We start from the raw sequence: 19,257 nt of genomic DNA, 5'->3' as shown, positions 1-19,257 counted from the left end.
TCATCATGCGCTCCGTCTATCAAACGGAGCAGCCCCTTCCAACTAAGCACGTGGTCCCACAATCGGGGTCCATTTCAAGCGCCCTGAGCCTCGTCAGCTTCTCGAAAGCTAACGCTGCTAGCATCAGAGAATGGGTTATCAACAGGCGATGTTACGAAGATGAACGCAGGTGCACCCGATATCGGAGCCGCGGGAAGCAATAACGGCGCGAATGTTGACGGAACCGAGGGGGGCGATGACGCCAACTCGCAGGCCATGCAACAACGCAAAGCTTTCGAAATGGCTCTTGGCATGATCGCAATGCGAATTGTCAACGATGCGCAGGCCGATCTCGACTCTGCCATGGACGATACAGAAGAGGATGTTTGAGTCGGCTCCGCCGAGTCGGCAATAGCGAGCCGTGAATGGCACATCCAAACAACGGTGAGAAGAGAGGAAAGAGAGGAACTTCTCCGCAGCTGAACGATCCGCACCTCAATGGTACTGGTCGTTCAGATCGGTTGCGGTAAGTTGGCGTTACAGTCCTTAGGGTTCTTCTCGCTCCGGCCACTCCGGTCAGCCGTCTCTCGGTAGCCCAAGACATCTCGCTCGTATGTCGACCGGACTCGCCTCGCTTGGGCTAATCGCGCATCTACAAACCCGCAGGCCATAAAGGTGTCTTATAGACGAGACGCCCCCACGCATCCGTGTCGCGCCTTCGTTGCCGACTGTTAGCGGCAGAGATATGACAGCCCGATCATCGAAAACATGAGAGCGCGGCTAATGCATGGATAGCGCCAAGCGAGGCGCTTCCCTGCGCGCCCGCGCTGAGAAGAATGGGAGCGGGCGACAGCGTCCGCTCCCCTTTTCTTGAACTGCGCTCAGATCGGCCTCACCCCGCGGCCTGGAGGAAGCGTCGCCTCAGCTTGACCTACGCTCATTGGCGTCGATGCTCGCCTGGTTGACCTCACATCCGGATCTATCGACCCACCCTTGACCCTGCTCATATATCGTCTGTGCACCATCCGATGTCAGCTGATCGAGGGTTCGGCCAGCATTGGACTGCGTCACCTTCAGATTGTTGGCACCATCCTTGTCGTCACCGAGCCCCTCGACAACCATGGCGTTGTCGCCGTTCGTGATGGTGAGCTTGGACGAAATGCTCTTGCCGTTGCCGTAGTCGGCCGTATCCACGGTGATCTTCGTGCCATCGTCGAGTTGCAGGGTCATGCCCTTCTTGAAGTCGAAATCGTCCTTGCCGTCCCCATTAGCATCGACATGCGGATCGCCATGAATCTTCGAGACATGGCCGGTTTCATTGTTCCGAACGGTCCAGGTGCCATGCTTCTCGTCCGCCGTGATTGTATATTTATCGCCAAGGTGAATCGTTGCCTTGCCGTCATGGACCTCATGCGACCACACCGGAGCTGGTTTAGGTGGCGGGCTCTGGTTCGTCGCAACTGGGATCATCGATGGAGGCGGCGGAGGAGGAACAAAAACTGGAGTGTAGTAGTACAACGGAGCAGCAAGCGAGGCAAGAGTGTACTGGGACTGGGAGCCGCTGCCCGGCGCACGCCCCGCTTCACCAGCATCGATACTGGCCTGATCCACCTCGCGCCCGGCGCCGTCGACCCAACCCTGACCTTGCTCATGGATCGTTTGTGAACCATCGGGTGTCAGCTCATCGAGAGTGAGGCCGGCGTTGGACTGCGTCACCTTCAGATTGTTGGCACCATCCTTGTCGTCACCGAGCCCCTCGACAACCATGGCGTTGCTACCATTCGTGATGGTGAGCTTGGACGAAATGCTCTTGCCGTTGCCGTAGTCGGCCGTATCCACGGTGATCTTCGTGCCATCGTCGAGTTGCAGGGTCATGCCCTTCTTGAAGTCGAAATCGTCCTTGCCGTCCCCATTAGCATCGACATGCGGATCGCCATGAATCTTCGAGACATGGCCGGTTTCATTGTTCCGAACGGTCCAGGTGCCATGCTTCTCGTCCGCCGTGATTGTATATTTATCGCCAAGGTGGATGGTGGCCTTGCCGTCATGAACCTCATGCGTCCAGACCGGATCAATTGAGGACGACGAGCCCTGGTTCTGGGCGACCGACGCGAACTGGGGAGGCGGCGGCGGGGCGAGAAGGGTTGGAGCAACGTAGACCGGATTGAGGACGGCGGGTGCGACGAGGGCCGAAGTATTTACCGGGAGGTATTGGTAGGCCCCCACCGGGACGCCGACGGCGCCGGCGTACTGCCCCAACACCACGTTGAACATTGGAACGGCGGGCGCACCTTCAGGCACTAGCCCCACCGCCGGATTGGAACCACCCACTACGGGAAGATACGGCATTTTCATTCACTCCTATTGCATTGAAGGCAGCGACAGACTGCGAGGACCACCCGCACAATCAACTTGGCACGTTGCGCCAAGGCCCTTCAAAACCAATCCCACGCCACGGCCAGCAGCACGCGCTCTCGCGTTTCTTGTTGCGGGTGACAACAGTCTTGATCGGCGGACCACTTCTCTTAACCCCTTGCCGCATGGCAATTCGGGACTCTCACGTCGAGCGTAACCAAGTCGCAGGAAATGTATCCGGAGTACCTGTCTAAAAGCTGACGATAGGATGATCGTCCACCAGCACATCCGCTTGCGTATCGCCTGAACTAACGCTGAGAGCTCGCGACCGCAACGAAACGCTCTTCATGATGGGCGGCGGAACACGACATCTTGGGACGTGCGGAGGGCGAGCATCCACGATCTCTGAAGAACTTCGGCCGAGCCTCTCGCGTGAATGCTCGAGGCGGTCTTTAGGCGCCTCGGACGGCCATGTTCGGTACAAACGCCGCTTCGAAACTGATTTCGCTCGAGTCTTGAGACCAGGCACTTGCACACGTACGCCGCAGTCGATTTGTCTACCACTTGATTGCTCGAGGCAAGCGCCACGGCAGATATCTTAAGGACGTTGTGCACGGCGCTTGATGAGCACCAGGCGATCCAGCTTTGCAGTCGAGCTGCTCGGAACCATGCTCGTTGGACCGACAGCTGGCACAGCTTATACGCCAGCAACGAGTTGCAACCGCTCAAGCTTTGAAGCGCAAGACGTACGGCGTCTTGCGCGACAACATCGGCTGAAGCGAGAGTACCGACACATTTTCCGATGAAAGATAAATTTGGCGACATCGACTCATTCCTCGGCCCTTCGAAGACTCGTCAGCTTCTTGAAAGGTAATGCTCCTAGGATGTCAGCGCTGATCTCTAGGCGAGGAGTCGTCTATTGACCGTAATGGAGATGAAGATAGGAGAATGCGATGATTGGAGAAATGATCGGAAGCGCGGCTGGTGGATACCTCGGTGGACCGCAGGGCGCGGCGATTGGCTCCGCTGTCGGTGGGGTACTCGACAAAGCTTTCGAGAGGGTTATTCACAAATTGGAGCCGGAGAAGGTTGATGATGACAAGGTCGCCAAGGACAATGGCCCTGCCGCGGGAAGCAAGCCGCAGTTCAACCACGGCAACGGCGAATTGACTCTCTCGAATGACGCGCCAAGCGCACATGTCATGATTGCATTTCCTGCCCTCATCACGCTAGCTGCGGCGTGAGGCAGGTGATCAGTAACAGTAACTTCCAAACAGAAAGGTGACTCGATATGGTTTCTCCCGTTGGTGGTTCCCCCGCCGGATTTGGACCCGCGGCGAATCAGCAGGCCGGTGCTACCGGGGACGGCGATTTCGCAGCGCAGCTCGCCGAGCTGGAGCGTGTCAGCAAACAGGCTCAGGCCAAGAGCATCATGATGCGCAGAATTACGACCGAGCTCTCGTCCGAAAAGAAGGTTGCCGACGAGCGCGTTAGCTAGCACTGCAAGAGGGAGGCTCACGGCCGGCTCTTTTCGCGTGCGGGAGGCTCTCCATAGCTTGACGAACTCGGAACCAGCCGTACGGCAACGCCGTACGGCTTCTCTCGTTTCTCAGGAGAATCTCCGTGAATGAACCGGCTTCCGTTCATTTCGAAGTGCTATCAGGGCCTTATTCTGGGGTGAGTGGTGAAGCGCCGGTCGGAACGAGTCTTATCGGAAGTGGCCTCGATGCTGATATCGTCTTCGTCGAACAGGGGCTCGAGCCCAATCACTTCCGTCTCACCCCCCTGCACGGTTCGATTGAGATCGAGGCCCTAGCAGCCGGAGTCAGCATAGAGGGAAACGGAGATATTGCCGTAGGCAAGCGGGTTGTTATTTCTCTTCCTGCTGTCATTCATGCGGGCACGATGTCCATTCGTTGCACACAGGATTCGGCACGAGGATCAATCGGCCTATCCCGTCTTTCGATAATCGCAGTCTCGTTGGTCTTGCTGAGCTCTGTCGGGATCGCCACTCTCGCAATCAGCTTCCTGTTTGACGGCAGTGCCGGTGCAGTGAGCCCCGATGCGCCCCCTGGCGCCCCACTTCCAGCCAAGCTGACGCTCAACGGTCCTAATGATCGCCCCCTCGATGCAGCCGCCGAACTGCTGCAAGAGGAGGTGAATAAAGCGGGACTTCTCAATATCAAAATCGCGCCTGGACCAGGTGTAGTCAGCGCGGAGGGCACCGTTACCCCTGCGTTAGTCACTAGGTGGCAGGAGGTTCAGCGCTGGTTCGATCAGCATACGAACGGCTCGCTGACACTCGTAAACGGGGTGATCGTAAAGGAGGATAAGCCTCCCTCCTCAATAGCTGTCCAGGCGGTGTGGCGCGGAGCCCACCCCTATCTTCTTATTGGCGGCCAAAAATACTTCGTGGGGGCGCTGTTGAATGATGGATGGACGGTGGATCGAATCGAGGCGGGACGCGTACTGCTTAGCCGGAATGGACGACTTGCTGCTCTCCCCTATTAGAGCTCCAGTACCGCAGGAAAGGAGAATGTCATGACCAAGCTGCCGCAGCATCCTGTCGGATTTGGCACCTCTTCGCAAAGGCTCAACACCCAAGACCATGAGCCAGCGAACAAGCCGGCCCTCCCTCAAGTCCATCATTTAGAGATCGATCGCACTGATGGCGGCGGCGAGAACAGGCACGGGTCGATTTGGCCGGATACTGAGGCACCCGATCTGTCAATCGAGGCCTCGCTTGAGGTCGACGATATCGATGCCGTCTCGCGTGTCAGCCTCAACGAGAGGCGCGTCCCGATCGCTGAGATCGACCCCCGTGCGGCACTCGCTTCACTTTATGGCCGCAATCTCGCGACAGGTCTGCTCTCCTTCGTCACCCCACGCCTGCGTGATCCGGACGTGCTGCGAGCAGAGAAGCACGGTGTTCTCCTGGAGCGCTTGGCCGACCGGCTATGGGCCGGAGCGGAGAACTCGGTGGCGCGCGAAGGGATCGACGCACTGCAGCAGGAGCTCCGCCGGCTGATCCTGCTCCGGCAGAACCAGAACAGCTTGATCAAGGGCTAGCATGGTCAATTCGGGCGGATCGCACCTCGCCAGTCTACCGTCGCCGGCCGAAGCTATCAAAACCGGCGATGTCTTGCCAATCTCCGGGCAAGAGCGCGATTTGGTCTGCGCAATATCCTTCGTCCACCTTGCGTGTGGACAGAGCGCACGAGCTCTCGCTCTGTTGCGGCTCTTTGCCCATGAAGATTCGCGAGACGTCGACCTGCTTCGCATTCTTACCTATGCTCTCATCTCGGAGGGCTTTGGCAATGAAGCACTTAATGTGCTGGATAGACTCGACATGCTTGATGAGGATCCCTCTTCGCGTCTGCCCTTGACGCTTCTGCGCAGTCACGCGCTACGACGCGCCGGCCGTATGGACGAGGCGCGGGCGGTCTTCAAAGATTATGTATCCTTGCGTGGCAGGACAGCGCCAACGGAACAACAATAAGAAGGCTCTTCATGGCACACCTTCTTCGTAGGCTTATCGTGCGCGCGCCATTCCACGCGGACTTCATGGTCGCGTTCATGCTGCTTCTGGCAATCGGAATGATGATCATGCCGATCCCGATCGTCGTGATCGATATGCTGATCGGCTTCAATCTGGGTTTTGCCGTTCTGTTGCTGATGGTTGCTCTCTATCTCAGTACGCCACTGGATTTTTCATCCTTGCCGGGCGTCATCCTGATCTCTACCGTCTTTCGTCTGGCGCTGACCATCGCGACAACGCGGCTGATCCTCGCTGAAGGAGACGCCGGCAGCATCATTCACACCTTCGGTGAGTTCGTGATATCGGGGAACATCGCTGTCGGCATTGTTATATTTCTGATCGTGACCATGGTGCAGTTCATGGTTCTCGCGAAGGGAGCCGAGCGCGTCGCTGAAGTCTCCGCACGATTCACCCTCGACGCTCTGCCAGGCAAGCAGATGGCTATCGACGCGGAGCTACGCAACGGTCATATCGATCAGCGCGACGCACGCAGCCGGCGAGCCTCACTGGAGCGGGAAAGTCAACTTCATGGTGCGATGGATGGCGCCATGAAGTTCGTCAAAGGCGATGCCATCGCCGGACTCATAGTCATCTGCATCAACATGCTCGGAGGAATTAGCATCGGACTGCTCTCGAAGGGCATGTCCATTGATGAGGCGTTGCATCAATATACGCTGCTCACCATCGGCGACGCGCTGATTTCTCAGATTCCGGCGCTCCTGCTGTCGGTTACGGCTGCAACCATCGTCACACGTGTAAATGGGCCCTCCAAGCTCAAGCTTGGTGCCGATATCATCAACCAACTCACGGCCAGTACCCCGGCATTGCGGCTGGCAGCCGGCGTCTTACTTCTCATGGGGCTGATACCTGGTTTCCCCTTGTCCCCGTTTCTCATGCTGGCTGCAGTTTTTACCGGGGCGAGCTATGTCAAGGGCGGTGTGCAAGGCGCGAACACCGGCTCTAAGACGGCCGCCAACGTTAGTGCTCCGACTACGAGTCCAGCGCAGGCTCAAAAGCAAACCATACCTGCGGAGGCGCTTCCGGTCGCGCTATTGGTTGCGCCGAACCTGATAAATGCGATTGACAAAGAGGAAGTTGGGCAGCACATCGCGCGCATTTCGGCATTGGTCTCAGCCGATCTTGGCATCACGATTCCCCGCATTCCAGTCCAGGTGGATCCACGTTTGGCCCAGTCCGAGTTCAGGCTGGATGTGGAAGGGGTACCGGTTGAACGGGATCGAGTCGACCCGACGCAGCTCGCCCTCACCGACGACCGAGCGAACATTGAATTGAGCGGCATCCCGTATCGGCAAGATCCAGACACTGGCCGGATCTGGATCGAACAGAGCCATGCACCGGCTCTCAAAGCGGCCGGAATCGGGCATCACCGTCCGAGCGAAATCATCGCCTTGCGCGTCAGTTCCGTACTGACGCGATATGCGCAGCGCTTGGTCGGCATTCAAGAGACGCGACAATTGCTCGCCCGGATGGAGCAGGAATATACTGATCTGGTGAAGGAAGTGCTACGAACGACTCCAGTTCCCCGGATCGCCGAGGTCCTGCGTCGTCTGCTCGACGAGGACATCCCGATTCGTAACACCCGCCTGGTCTTGGAAGCGTTCGCCGAATGGAGCGAACGCGAGCAAAACGCTGTCCTGCTCACCGAATACGTCCGCTCCGGCCTGAAACGGCAAATCTGCTATCGCTACGCCAACGCTCACCGTGTTCTGCCCGCCTTTATCATCGAACGTGAAACTGAGGATGTGATTCGCAGTGCGGTGCGAGAAACTGCCGTCGGGCCATACCTCGCGCTGGAGGACCGGCAGAGCGAGATGTTGTTGTCGCAACTGCGTCAGATTCATTCAGGCATGCCACCAGGTCAGAGCCAGCCCGTCATCCTGAGTTCGCTGGATATCCGGCGCTTCGTCCGCGGCTTTCTCACCCGCAACGGGATCGATCTTCCTGTTCTGTCCTATCAGGATCTCGCCTCCGATTTCACGGTCCAGCCAGTGGGCTCGCTCAAGCTTACAGGTCCCAAGGAAAAAGCTCCGGCAGGAGACCAACGCAGCCAGCTCGCCACAGCCGGCTAACAGCGCACAGCAGTCGGTCGTGACAATGGACAGCATGAATTCACCTGCGAGAACATCCGCTGCTCGATGGTATGCGTTCCATCCGCCCTCGGGCTTAACTCTCCTCGCCTTGTTCGCGATTCTTGTGGTCGGAGGTTGCACCAGCTCGGATCACCCAGCCATCTCAGTACAAGCGACGCCGCGGCCAGAGTTGCTCGGCGCTAAGGACATCGATCCTGCTATGCGCGAGCGCATTGCGCACGCCCTCCTCCGGGTTACCGACGAGGAGAGTTTGCGCGAGGCTCTGAAGCAAGAACCAGACAATGTCGATGCGGCAATCTCACTTACGCAGACCCTTCTGGCACAGAAACGCGCGGGTGAGGCGCTTAAGGTAGCCGACAAGATCTTGCTTACAGCCCCTGGTGACTTGCGTGCCCTGAACGCAAAGGGGGTGGTCCTCGACGCCGAGGGGCGCCATGATGAGGCCCAAGCGCTATATCGGCAGGCTCTCGCAGCCGCCCCAGGCAATCAGATGTTGCGCAACAATCTTGGCCTATCGCTCGCACTTGCCGGGAAAGCAGACAGCGGGAACTCCAGCCTCCAACAGCTTTCGCACGAACGACGTGCGCTGGCAGAACAGCCGTAGCATACGCTTACGGTACAACCTGACTTGCAAGACGCCCGACAACCTGCAGTCAGCTTTTCGTCAGGAAGGCTGGCTATCAAGCTCCGCTCGGCCTTAGCAGGTTGACACTCAATACAGCTTTCGCAGATAGGAGCGCGAACGTCCATGTACAATCGAATAAATGCCTCACCCAGCTTTCCATGGATGGGCAATTCCGACTCTGATAGAATGACACAGTCTGCTATCGACGGTAGGCAAACAGATCAAGGCCGAAGCTTCGAGGACGTGTTCTCCCATATGCAGATAGCGCCGCGGGAGTCCTACACTGATTCATCCTCGGCGACAGCACGGCCGTACTCACTGAGCACCAGACCACCCATCGTGGAGATCTCAAGGTCCTCATTTCAGGACAAATTGGAAGATTTCTATGGGGATGAAATCGAGCATATCGCCGCCAATCCTCAGCAATACTCGCGTTCGGTGGCATTGAAAGCGGAGCGCGCTGCGGACGTTGCCTATAATCATGGCAGGAAAGAAGGCTCGGACGACGCACGACACTTCAGCTATCAATTGGGAAACAAAAGCGTTGGACTTCTCCGAACGGAAGGTGGAGCTAACATGCGTGATGTGTTCAAAGGGGAAAAGGCACGCGCGCGCTGGCGGGAACAGTTTCCCGGACGGTCTGAAATCACGTCGACGGTAGACTTTCGGGTTACGCATCCCCTCGTCGATAACGCGGGCGACATTTTGCTGGAGCATCAGCTTCGGTCAGACGGCGACAAGCCGTTAGTCCTTTCTCATCCCGTGAATCCGGAAGCAAAAGCCCGTGCAGCAGCGCTGGGTTTTGTTGAGATAGGTGACTCGATGATGGTGCTTGACCCTACCCGGCATCCCGACAAGTGGATCAAGAACAGCGACGGTGAATGGCAGCGAACAAACAAACCTCCCCTTTACCTTTCCAAAGCGGAAGAGAGTGAAGGCAGGGATACGGAACGTTCCGAGCGCGCGAGAAATGTCTCGCCGGATTGGGAGGACGATGACTTTATGTAGAGGGTCGTCTCGGCGCGGAGAGAGAGGGTATGATACGCCCCTCTCTCCATGCAGATCTTACTGCCTGCAATTATTGCCTGCGCGCCGGTCGTATCGAGCGGTAGCGGAATCTGACGGCTCAGCTGCAGGCCGCCATGTCCCTTGAGCAAGCGCCTCGTCTAGAGAGCTCGTCCTGACCCTTGCGTTTTGGCTCCATGAACGAGCCGCTCTATGCCCATGCATGCTGAGCTCAGGGACGTTGGCGCCGCTCTTTCAGTTCTAAGATGAACTATGCGTCGTCCGAATTATGGTACGCGCTCAGTGAAGGCCTTACCGGAGGCTTATAGCCGCCTGCTTCTTGTGAGTGATCTTCGTTAGGTCGTCGATAGGTAAGACGGTTGCCAACGATGCCTTTCAGCAAGCGCGCCGCACGATCTTTGTCGGTGACACCGAGCGAAGCGCGCTCGTTGCAGCGGAAAGCAAATTCAGCCAGATAGCGCCGCTTAAGATGCTGCTGGCTGACGTGGTGATACGTTCCGATGATGCCCCGGTCAAGGATTGAGAAGTAACCTTACGTATTGGTGTGAGCGACGCCCGAAGTGTGATAAATCGCATAAAGCAGTGCGCAAATTTCGGATTTAGGTCTTCCACATTCATCTTTTTCTTGATGGAGGGTTGTCTCCGGATCCATCAGGCGCATGAAGCAGAACGTTGCGCGATTGCTCGCGAAATTCCGGCGGATGGCCGGCAATGAAGATCCCCAGCAATTGACCGATCGGCGCGCCTTGCACTTCCGGGCCCCTTTCCTGCGAGCAGCGGACGGATTTGCTCGACGAGCGCGTCGGCTACTTTCATGGCCGCCGCCGCCTGCTTGCTCATTCTGCCCCGCGCCTCTTGCACTAAGAAACGCCGATCTACTGTAGGCGAAGAACGCGACCTGCTTGTGACTTAGTTCGCCGCCGGCTTGATGAACACACGCCCTACTTCATCATCGCTTCGACCTCTGCACGAAATGCCTGGCGCGAGGCGTCGCGTGAATAGAACATGTGGCCGCCCGGATAGACCACGAGTTTGACCCGCGGCGCCGACGCAAAGGGCGGCAACTGATCGAGCGCCAGCTTCGAGCCGAAATAGGGCGTGACAATATCGAACAGGCCGTGCGCGACCAGCACGTTCATCTTCGCGTCCGTGGCAAGGATCTCGCGCAGCTCCGACAGCGACTGCGGAGGGCTGCCGTGGCCGAAATTCCAGGCCCGCGTGACCGCGCGGTTGAGCAGTTCATAGGAGCCGTCCGGCCGCCAGTTGAGCTTGCGCGTCAGGACATCGACGGCGGCACTCGTCAGCGGCGCCGCCAGCGCATCGCCCGAGGGATCGCCGAAGCGGTAGCTATCGGAGTCCGGATAGGGATCGAGGCCGCGCACCGAGGCGTCATAACCGCCGGTCACCTTGCCGCTCTTGCGGTCGAACTCGCGGCGGAATTCGCCGCGGTCAAAGCGCCCGGCGAGCCGTCGGCTTACGGCCTGGTCGATGCCGGTCAAAGCGGCGACCTTGTCGGCGAGACGGTTGGTGGCCTCCTTGTCTGCCTCGCCCTTGTCGAGGTCGGCCAAGAATTCGCCACGCGCGTAAGCTTCGACATCGGCGAGATCGGCACGTTTGACCGCCCCCCTGCCCTCGCCCTTGGCTTCGCGGGCCACCGCGACATAGGTTGGCAGCCTCGCGACGTGTTGCAGAAAGCTCGTGCCTGTGAACTGGCGGTAGTCGAACAGTGGCGAGAGCAGGATCAGGCCCTTCACGCCGACGCCCTGCTGCATCTGCAGATTGCGCACAACCTTCGGTCCGCGAATGCCGCCATAGCTTTCGCCCGCGACATATTTCGGCGAGGAGAGCCGCTCGTGCTTCTCGAGCCAGCGGCGGATCACAAGCGCGATTGAACTGGCATCGCCATCGACCGAATAGAACCGCCTGCGCACATCCTCGCCTGTCGCCACGAAACGGCTGTAGCCGGTGCCGACGGGATCGATGAACACGAGGTCGGTGAAATCGAGCCAGGTCTCGGCGTTGGGCCTGACCTCGGGCGAGGCCGACGCCGTGACGGTTTCCGCATCGATCGGCAGCCGCCATGGCCCGGCACTGCCGAACTGCAGCCAAGCAGAGGATGACCCGGGGCCGCCATTGAAGAGGAACGTCACCGGACGCGTGGCGCGATCTGTGCCGTCGAGCTGATAGGAGGTGTAGGCGATGTCGGCCTGCGGCTCGCCCTTGTCGTCGAACATGCGGATCGAGCCCGCAGTCGCGATGAAACGAAGCGTCCGCCCGGGCAGCTCCAGCGTCTGTTTGACGGTGGAATCCGGCGGCAGGCGATGCTGCTCGGCCGCCGATGGGGAACTAGGCGCACTGGCGCCGCGCGCGCCGGGCCCGCCCTTCTGGCCGGCCGGCGTCGTGGCATCGGGGCGCGGCGGCGGATCGTCGGCCCGGGCGCTCCCCATCACGGCGCACGCAAATAGAGCGAGCGCGAGAGGGGTGTGGCGCCGCGCGGTCAAATCGAACAGCATGGAGTTTCTCCGGTCCGGCCGCACTTTCTGTCAGCGGCCGATTGCGACGGTTTAAGGTTGCGGGACGGTCTTGACTTTTACCTATAGTTGCATTCTGTTGGGTGGTTCTGCCTTATGTTGCACGAGGCGTATCTGCCAAACGGCTCTCCTCAGTTAGCTGAGAGCAGGGAACAACAAACCTACTAAGTCTAGTAGTCGCCTCTATTCCTGAGGGCACGGACCGCCTGTCGGCGGCACCGCCTGCGCAATGGCACAGAGCCTACCCAAGCACGCTGGCGCCGCCTGTCTCCGGCAAAGGGACCAACCAAAGCTCCGCGCTGGCACGACTGGGCCTATGTCGAGCTGGCCGATCTCGACGGCAGTGAATGCGATGATGAACCTTGCCAGGGAATGGACGCGAGGCTTGCCACAAGGGCCGCGTATCGGCTCGCCGCATCAAGCGCAGAGCGGAGCTGAGCGAGAAAGTGAGGATTGAGATGACCGAGAAGGAAGAGATCGACACCGTTGTCACCCCGACCGGGCGGCGCCTGGCGACGATCAAGGAGGCGTGCCGCTACGGCAGGTTCTCGCACACCAAGTGCTATGAGCTGATCAACGCCAAGCGGATCAGAGCCTACAAGTTCGACACCCGAACCCTGGTCGACCTGGATTCCATCGACGCGATGTTCGCCTCACTGCCGGAGATGTAGGCCCGATGATTCATGTGAGCTGGATCGATCGCGGCTGCGAGCCGGCGCATCCGTCGAATCCCAACTATCCCGATGGCATCGACCTCGACCTGACGCGCGGCGCCAAGCCGTTCTGCCAGACTGGCCTGCCATACCCCGCAGAGCGCTGCGGCTACTTCACCATTGCCTGCGACGTCTGCGGCTTCACCACCATGGTGACGACGGCAGGCCGGCCGGAGGACCCGAAAAGCATCAAGCTCCCTTGCCAGATCGAGCCGGTGAAATGGCGCTGACCGCATTCAAGGTGATGTCCGGCGCCGCCGCGATCTGGTCGCTGCTGATGATTGCAGCGAGCCAGCGCGACGCGGCGCCACCGGCTGCAGCGACGACCAGCGTTGCGGACGATGAGCCGCAGCGGTCGACGGCAAAGGCCGACCGGCTGCCGCTGTTCGTGCCGGCGGTCGCGCCATTGGTCGACATGGCCGAGCCGGCAATACCGAGGACCGAGCGGCGCCGCGAGCACAGGCGGCGCGACGTCTGCGAACACGGCCGTCGGTATTACCGGATCGGTCATCGTCGATACTGGCGCTGCAGGAGGGGCTGAATGGAGACGCGGCTGAATCAGGCGATCTGGTCGTTGCCGACCCCTGATCGCATCAAGCGCCTGCCGGTCTCGGCGACCGGCTACTACGTGCCTTGGTTCGTCGCCTGGATCGATCGCGAGCCGGATTTCCGGGTGATCGGTCCCGGCAAGCTCGCGCAGGCTGTCAACCGCAAGCTCTGCTGGATTTGTGGCCAGCCGCTCGGCGTCTACAAGGCGTTCCCGATCGGCCCGATGTGCGCGATCAATCGCAACATCTCGGAGCCGCCGTCGCATTGGGAATGCGCCGAGTATGCCGTGCAGGCCGACCATCGCGAGCCTGCGGGCACGATGATCAGAAGGAATCCGGGCGCAATCGGCATCTGGGTGACGAAGCAATACAGCGCCGTGCGCTGCGGCGATGGCGTTCTCTTTCGCCTCGGCGATCCGGAGCGCGTCGTCTGGTACCGCGAGCGCCGCAAGGCGACCCGCGCCGAGGTCGAGGAATCGATTGAGACCGGACTGCCCGAGCTGCTCAAGCGCGGCGAGATCAGCGTCGACGAACTGGCGGGCTTGCGCCGCAAGGCCGAGCAGTACCTGCCCGCATAGTATCGCGTCCACGCAGCACTACGGAGTACCTCTGAGCGGAAACCGGACCGGCTCGCCGCCCGACCTTTGCCGGCTGGCCTTATCTTTTCACGCACACTTTTGGTGGTAAAGGGCACCTATCGCCGCAAAAAACGGTAGGTTACTATACGAATCGTAGTAGCAGCCGAACCCGGCCATTGCCTGCGCCAATGGCTGAGCCGAACAATACGAAACGTTGAAAGCTGAACTTTTGGGGGTAGGGACAGTATGAATGCTGTTGAGATCGAGGAAGCCATCTCGGCTCTCGCCGAGCAGGCATTCGTCTCGGTCGAGTTCCCTTTCGCTTTCCTGCAAGCTTTCGGGAACAAGGACACGACAATCAAGCGGCTGCGTGCGGGTGCATCCAACAAGTCCGATCTGGGCGGTGTCCTGCAAACGAACCATATCCACATCGCGGTCTGTGCGCCAGGCGACGTCACTAAGACCCTTGCCGCCCTCAAGGCCAGTCCGGCGACGGCCAGGGCGAAGGCGCGGTACATCCTCGCCACCGACGGCGAGACGCTCGAAGCTGAAGAGCTAGAATCGGACGAAGCGCCGATTGCTTGCGCCTATCGGGACTTCCCGGACCATTTTGGTTTTTTCCTGCCGCTCGCCGGAATCACCACGGTCAAGCAAGTCCGCGAAAGCTCTTTCGATATCCGCGCCACAAGCCGCCTGAACAGGCTCTACGTCGAGCTTCTGAAAGACAACCCTGAATGGGGTACGGTGAGCGCCGCCCGGAAATGAACCATTTCATGGCGCGGCTGATCTTCTGCTTCTTCGCTGAGGACACCGACATCTTTGAAGGCAACCGTCTGTTCACGACCACGATCGAGCAGATGAGCGAGCGAAATTCCGCGAACACCCATGAGGTGATCAGCGAACTGTTCCGGGCCATGAATACGAAGCGCGACGATCGGGAGCCAGCCGGAATTGCGCGGTGGGCGAACAAATTCCCTTATGTCAATGGTGGCCTATTTGCGGGGAATACCGATGTGCCGTGCTTTAGCCGGATCGCGCGTTCCTATCTGCTCCACATCGGTAATCTCGACTGGACAAAAATCAATCCGGATATCTTTGGATCGATGATCCAAGCTGTAGCCGACGATGAAGAGCGTGGCGCGCTCGGCATGCATTACACAAGCGTGCCGAATATCCTGAAAGTGCTAAATCCGCTGTTCCTCGACGACCTGCGGGCGCAACTTGAGGAGGCCGGAAACAATCCTCGCACTCTGCTCAATCTGCGCAAACGCATGGCAAAGATCAGGGTGTTCGATCCGGCCTGCGGCTCCGGCAATTTTCTTGTCATCGCATACAAGGAAATGCGCGAGATCGAGGCCGAGATCAATCGGCGGCGCGGCGAATCCGACCGGCGCAGCGAAATTCCCCTTACCAACTTCCGAGGAATCGAGCTTCGCGATTTTCCTGCCGAGGTCGCGCGTCTAGCACTGATCATCGCAGAGTACCAATGCGACGTTCTTTATCGCGGACAGAAGGAAGCTTTGGCCGATTTCCTGCCGTTGGATACACAGAACTGGATTGTCTGTGGCAACGCGCTGCGGCTCGACTGGTTAAGTATCTGCCCGCCGACCGGCACGGGCGTGAAGCATCACGCGGACGACCTATTTCACACGCCGCTCGATCAGGCGCAGATCGACTTTGAAAATGAAGGAGGAGAGACCTACATCTGCGGCAATCCACCTTATCTTGGCTTCACGTGGCAGAGCGCAGAACAAAAGGCCGAGGTTCGCGCGCTGCTTGGTGGACGAACGTCCTCCAGTGGATTTCTTGACTACGTCGCTGGCTGGTTCATCAAGGCGGCTGAGTACATGGCGAGCACGAATGCGGTTGCTGCCTTCGTGGCCACAAATTCAATCTGCCAAGGGCAATCTGTAACGATATTGTGGCCGGTCCTATTCAGCGCCGGTTGCGATATTCTCTTCGCCTACACGTCGTTCAAGTGGTCGAACCTCGCAAGTAATAAGGCTGGCGTGACGGTAGTCATAGTGGGGATCGGCCGACCAACCAGCGCACCTCGTCGTCTTTACCAACACGACGAACAAAATAGCCTTACAGTCCGCGAGGGGGCGTCAATCACACCATATCTGACACTTGGTCCTCGCGTCATCGTCGAAAAGCGGTCCTCTCCGATCAGCGAGCTGAGTGTGATGGAGTTCGGAAACAAGCCGAGTGACGGTGGTCACTTGCTGTTGCGCTCCGACGAAATCGCGTCGCTTGGCTTAAATGATGCGCAGCGGAATAAGTTTCTCCGACGGATTTACGGAGCGCGGGATTTCATAAACGGTGGCTCGCGGTTTTGCATTTGGATCGAGGATCAGAATCTCAAGGAAGGTTTAGCTATTGAACCGCTCAATGCCCGCGTGGAAGAGGTTCGCAGGATAAGGCTGGCGAGCCGAGACAAAGGTGCGAATGCCTTAGCTAGGCGGGCGCACCAGCTTACTCATAGGTCAGAACTATAGGCGACATTGTTGCGGCGTTGGTGTATGCTATCGGCATGAAACGCGACGGCCGACAACTTGACCATCGAACCCTGGAAGAAATCCGCATGATGGCGTTGGAGCGAGTGCGCGAAGGTGAAAAGCCGAGCGCCGTCGTCGAGAGCTATGGATTTCACCGCAGCGTGATTTACCGCTGGATGAGAACGGTGAAAGGTCGTGGGAAGGGCCTGCGGGCGCTGGCGTCGCGCAAAGGAACGGGACGTCCGAAGAAGTTGACGCCGGCGCAAGAGCGGCAAGTGTTTCGCTGGATCAACGGCAAGAACCCGCTGCAATACGGTTTCGATTTTGGCTTGTGGACGCGGCAAATCGTGCGCGAACTGGTGGAGCGGGAATTCGGCGTGAGGCTGAGTCTGGCGTCGATCGGGGGGATGCTGGCGCGCTTGGGATTGAGCGCGCAGAAGCCATTGCAACGCGCCTATCAGCGTGACCCGGAGGCGATCGAGCGTTGGCAGCGGGAAACCTATCCGGCCATTGCGCGGCGTGCCAAGCGGGAGAAAGCGGATGTCTATTTCTGGGATGAATCCGGCTTCCGGGCGGATGCGGTGCAAGGCACGACGTGGGGCGTGAAGGGAGAAACGCCGGTGGTGCAAACGCCGGGGCAACGGCAAAGCATCGGCGCGGCGTCGGCGGTGAGCGCCAAGGGCGCGTTCTGGTTCGCGACGTACAAGGGCGCACTGTCTGGCGAGCTGTTCGTGGACCTGCTCAAGAAGCTGATGTATCGCCGCAAGAAAGCGCTGCATCTGATTGTGGACGGGCTACCCGCGCACAAGAAGGCGGTGGTCAAGGACTACGTGGCGAGCACGCAGGGAAAGCTGACGCTGCACTTTCTTCCGGGATATGCCCCGGATTTGAATCCCGACGAGCTCGTATGGAGCCATGCCAAGCGCACTGGCAATGCACGCCGGCCGCTGCGCGCAGGCGAGAAATTGGAAGACCGAGTCCGCACCCAGCTCGCCGACATCGGCAACAGACCAGCTTTGGTGCGTTCCTTCTTCAAGCATCCAGATGTCGCCTATATTTCTGACCTATGAGTAAGACTTCCGCCACATGTCAAGCGCTGTGACAAGCTCGCCAGAAACTTCCTCTGGGCTCTCATTGCCGCACCTGCAATCTGGTGGCTCAATTGACCCCGGACCTTGGCCCCAATCCAATGGACGACGATCTGGTGGGCCGGAAAAATCTCAAACTGAGGCACGACGGATTTTGAAAGTCTTCGGATTGCGAGCTTTGGGGGCGCCGCTGGCAGCGCCGGTTCCACGACGTCAGCCTCTCGTCAGGTTGCGACAGTAGCCTGCTGTCTCATTGCTGAAGTCCAGTCGAACGAGGTCGCGATGGATCCGAACAGATTCAATATTTTCAGTCCCCGACTGGCAACGTGGGTATCACCCCGCCTTGACGAAGCAACAGTCAGGTCAGGGGGGCAAGCGGACGAGGCTGGGCATCCGAGCTTTGAGCAACGCTTGGATGAGGTGCAACAAGCCGATGCCACTCCCGTCCCAGCGGCGCCCGTGTATCGAGATCGATACACCCCCCATCTGTCTAATGAAGACGCCTCCATCATCGACAACGCCATTCGGTCGGCAGGTGAACGCCGGGGACTGAGCGCGGCAACGGTCGGTGGTTATGTAACGGTTCTTCGTGGTCTTGGAGAGGATCTCGCACGTAATGGGCAATCGATTTCTGCGCTCGATCACAATTCGCTGGTAGCCCACGCCAATAAATTCGACAACCGGAAAATTATTACTGCCTTGCGTTATCTTCGGGAGTATCTTGAACCCGGTGGTACGTCAGGCCGTTCCCAGCGTGGGCGGCAACGGAGTATTCCAGCCGAAGACCAAGCCCTCATCGAGGGCGCAGCTCGTAGCAGCAGGCGACCCGCAGCGGCCGTTGTGATCTATAGCAGCAGCCTTCGCACGTTTTCTGAAGCGCTCAACCGCGAGGGCCACGCAATCGCCAGGCTAGATCACGCGTCACGCATCAAGCGCGCTAAAAAGTTGCGTCCGAACGACAAAACCCTCGTGACCGCGTTGAAGATGATTGACGAGTTTCAGCACGTGGAGCGCGCATCCGGCGCAAGTAGCTCATGCCATCTGGATCGTTATCCCGAAGACGCCGCCCTCATAGATGGCGCGCTCGACCAGGCCTTGAAAAATCTTGAGCCAAGGAAGTCTGCCCAGGAGCGGGCTGCACGTCTTCATACCCTGGGTGCGTGGCTTAAAGAAAATGGCAGGGAGAGCATGGCTGGCCGACTTAACCGCTCCAACAAGGAGGAATTTACGCTGCGCGACGATGTGATTGCATTCAAACTGACTGAACGCAGGCTATATGATCCCGATTTGGCGCACCTTCGGAATTACTTAAAACTCGTCGAGGCGAACCATGCTCTAGGGCCAGAAGCCCGCGAGCAGCCGGCTTTGCCGTCCGGGCTGGGCGCTGGGCGGCCCAGCCCGTCGCAGGCGCTTCCCGCAACCCCAGCCACCCCGAGCGAGGGAGCTTGGGCTTTGTTGAGGAAGGAGATGCAAGAACCAGCGTCACCGTCAACTGCCAGGGCTCGCTCAGACACTTACGCCGGCCTTGAGCCGTTTGTTGACCTGAATGCGCCGACGCCATCCGAATTGCGCGATGATGCTCACTTTGCACCAGCGCACCTGGCCGGAGCTCGTTCAAATACCTACGCGGGTCTGGACTCTTTCGTTGACCTGAATGCGCCGACGCC

General features: G+C 59.1%; 16 protein-coding genes and 4 pseudogenes. 17 read left to right on the top strand and 3 right to left on the bottom strand.

Annotated features, from left to right (window positions below):
* The first annotated feature begins 159 nt into the window (after nt 1–159).
* A complete protein-coding gene (locus tag ACZXDY_RS40030; RefSeq protein WP_028169432.1) occupies nt 160–369 on the top strand; it encodes a hypothetical protein in 210 nt (69 codons plus the stop codon).
* Between the two features lie 531 nt (nt 370–900).
* Here the strand turns inward: ACZXDY_RS40030 and ACZXDY_RS40025 are convergent.
* Entirely contained in the window at nt 901–2,328 is a 1,428-nt protein-coding gene (locus ACZXDY_RS40025) for a DUF1521 domain-containing protein (protein WP_463331893.1), read from the bottom strand.
* 959 nt (nt 2,329–3,287) lie between these two features.
* Between ACZXDY_RS40025 and ACZXDY_RS40020 the strand changes: the two genes are divergently transcribed.
* The 8 genes from ACZXDY_RS40020 (at nt 3,288) to ACZXDY_RS39985 (ending at nt 9,616) form a co-directional block, all read left to right on the top strand.
* A complete protein-coding gene (locus ACZXDY_RS40020) occupies nt 3,288–3,578 on the top strand; it encodes a hypothetical protein (protein WP_035692794.1) in 291 nt (96 codons plus the stop codon).
* Between the two features lie 47 nt (nt 3,579–3,625).
* Nucleotides 3,626–3,832: a hypothetical protein gene (locus tag ACZXDY_RS40015; protein WP_028168938.1), complete on the top strand. Its 207-nt coding sequence runs from the start codon at nt 3,626–3,628 to the stop codon at nt 3,830–3,832.
* Between the two features lie 125 nt (nt 3,833–3,957).
* Nucleotides 3,958–4,845 (top strand): SctD/MshK family protein, encoded by an 888-nt coding sequence (locus ACZXDY_RS40010; protein ID WP_028168939.1) that lies wholly within the window; start codon nt 3,958–3,960, stop codon nt 4,843–4,845.
* Between the two features lie 30 nt (nt 4,846–4,875).
* Nucleotides 4,876–5,403, top strand: a complete 528-nt coding sequence (locus ACZXDY_RS40005; RefSeq protein ID WP_028168940.1) for a hypothetical protein — start codon at nt 4,876–4,878, stop codon at nt 5,401–5,403.
* Between the two features lies 1 nt (nt 5,404).
* The gene (locus ACZXDY_RS40000; protein WP_080664153.1) at nt 5,405–5,833 is read left to right on the top strand and encodes a tetratricopeptide repeat protein; all 429 of its coding nucleotides are present in this window, start codon (nt 5,405–5,407) and stop codon (nt 5,831–5,833) included.
* Nucleotides 5,834–5,844: 11 nt separating this feature from the next.
* Complete coding sequence (gene sctV, locus ACZXDY_RS39995) at nt 5,845–7,962, top strand: type III secretion system export apparatus subunit SctV (RefSeq protein ID WP_028168942.1); 2,118 nt, start codon at nt 5,845–5,847, stop codon at nt 7,960–7,962.
* 220 nt (nt 7,963–8,182) lie between these two features.
* A complete protein-coding gene (locus ACZXDY_RS39990) occupies nt 8,183–8,587 on the top strand; it encodes a tetratricopeptide repeat protein (RefSeq protein ID WP_245287675.1) in 405 nt (134 codons plus the stop codon).
* Between the two features lie 393 nt (nt 8,588–8,980).
* The gene (locus ACZXDY_RS39985) at nt 8,981–9,616 is read left to right on the top strand and encodes an effector protein NopP (RefSeq protein WP_245287676.1); all 636 of its coding nucleotides are present in this window, start codon (nt 8,981–8,983) and stop codon (nt 9,614–9,616) included.
* Between the two features lie 337 nt (nt 9,617–9,953).
* On the opposite strand, the pseudogene ACZXDY_RS39980 reads toward ACZXDY_RS39985, so the two are convergent.
* Both ACZXDY_RS39980 and ACZXDY_RS39975 read right to left on the bottom strand, forming a co-directional pair.
* Nucleotides 9,954–10,163: pseudogene (locus tag ACZXDY_RS39980) on the bottom strand (transposase); the annotation flags it as partial.
* Between the two features lie 412 nt (nt 10,164–10,575).
* Nucleotides 10,576–12,147: a S10 family peptidase gene (locus ACZXDY_RS39975; protein WP_028168945.1), complete on the bottom strand. Its 1,572-nt coding sequence runs from the start codon at nt 12,145–12,147 to the stop codon at nt 10,576–10,578.
* Nucleotides 12,148–12,405: 258 nt separating this feature from the next.
* On the opposite strand from ACZXDY_RS39975, the pseudogene ACZXDY_RS39970 reads away from it, so the two are divergent.
* The 8 genes and pseudogenes from ACZXDY_RS39970 to ACZXDY_RS39935 form a co-directional block, all read left to right on the top strand.
* A pseudogene (locus ACZXDY_RS39970) lies at nt 12,406–12,553 on the top strand (IS701 family transposase); the annotation flags it as partial.
* A 70-nt stretch (nt 12,554–12,623) separates the two neighbouring features.
* A complete protein-coding gene (locus ACZXDY_RS39965) occupies nt 12,624–12,836 on the top strand; it encodes a helix-turn-helix domain-containing protein (RefSeq protein ID WP_051397305.1) in 213 nt (70 codons plus the stop codon).
* Between the two features lie 5 nt (nt 12,837–12,841).
* Nucleotides 12,842–13,108: a hypothetical protein gene (locus ACZXDY_RS39960; protein ID WP_028168947.1), complete on the top strand. Its 267-nt coding sequence runs from the start codon at nt 12,842–12,844 to the stop codon at nt 13,106–13,108.
* A complete protein-coding gene (locus ACZXDY_RS39955; RefSeq protein WP_028168948.1) occupies nt 13,099–13,419 on the top strand; it encodes a hypothetical protein in 321 nt (106 codons plus the stop codon). Before ACZXDY_RS39960 ends, ACZXDY_RS39955 begins: the two co-directional genes overlap by 10 nt.
* Nucleotides 13,420–14,004: a hypothetical protein gene (locus tag ACZXDY_RS39950; RefSeq protein WP_463331895.1), complete on the top strand. Its 585-nt coding sequence runs from the start codon at nt 13,420–13,422 to the stop codon at nt 14,002–14,004.
* Between the two features lie 246 nt (nt 14,005–14,250).
* A pseudogene (locus tag ACZXDY_RS39945) lies at nt 14,251–16,475 on the top strand (class I SAM-dependent DNA methyltransferase); the annotation flags it as partial.
* Between the two features lie 62 nt (nt 16,476–16,537).
* Nucleotides 16,538–17,572: an IS630 family transposase gene (locus ACZXDY_RS39940; RefSeq protein ID WP_210164754.1), complete on the top strand. Its 1,035-nt coding sequence runs from the start codon at nt 16,538–16,540 to the stop codon at nt 17,570–17,572.
* Nucleotides 17,573–17,872: 300 nt separating this feature from the next.
* A pseudogene (locus ACZXDY_RS39935) lies at nt 17,873–19,257 on the top strand (hypothetical protein); the annotation flags it as partial.

Source organism: Bradyrhizobium sp. LeoB3, from assembly GCF_055456055.1.
This window is presented reverse-complemented; position numbering and strand designations above follow the sequence as displayed.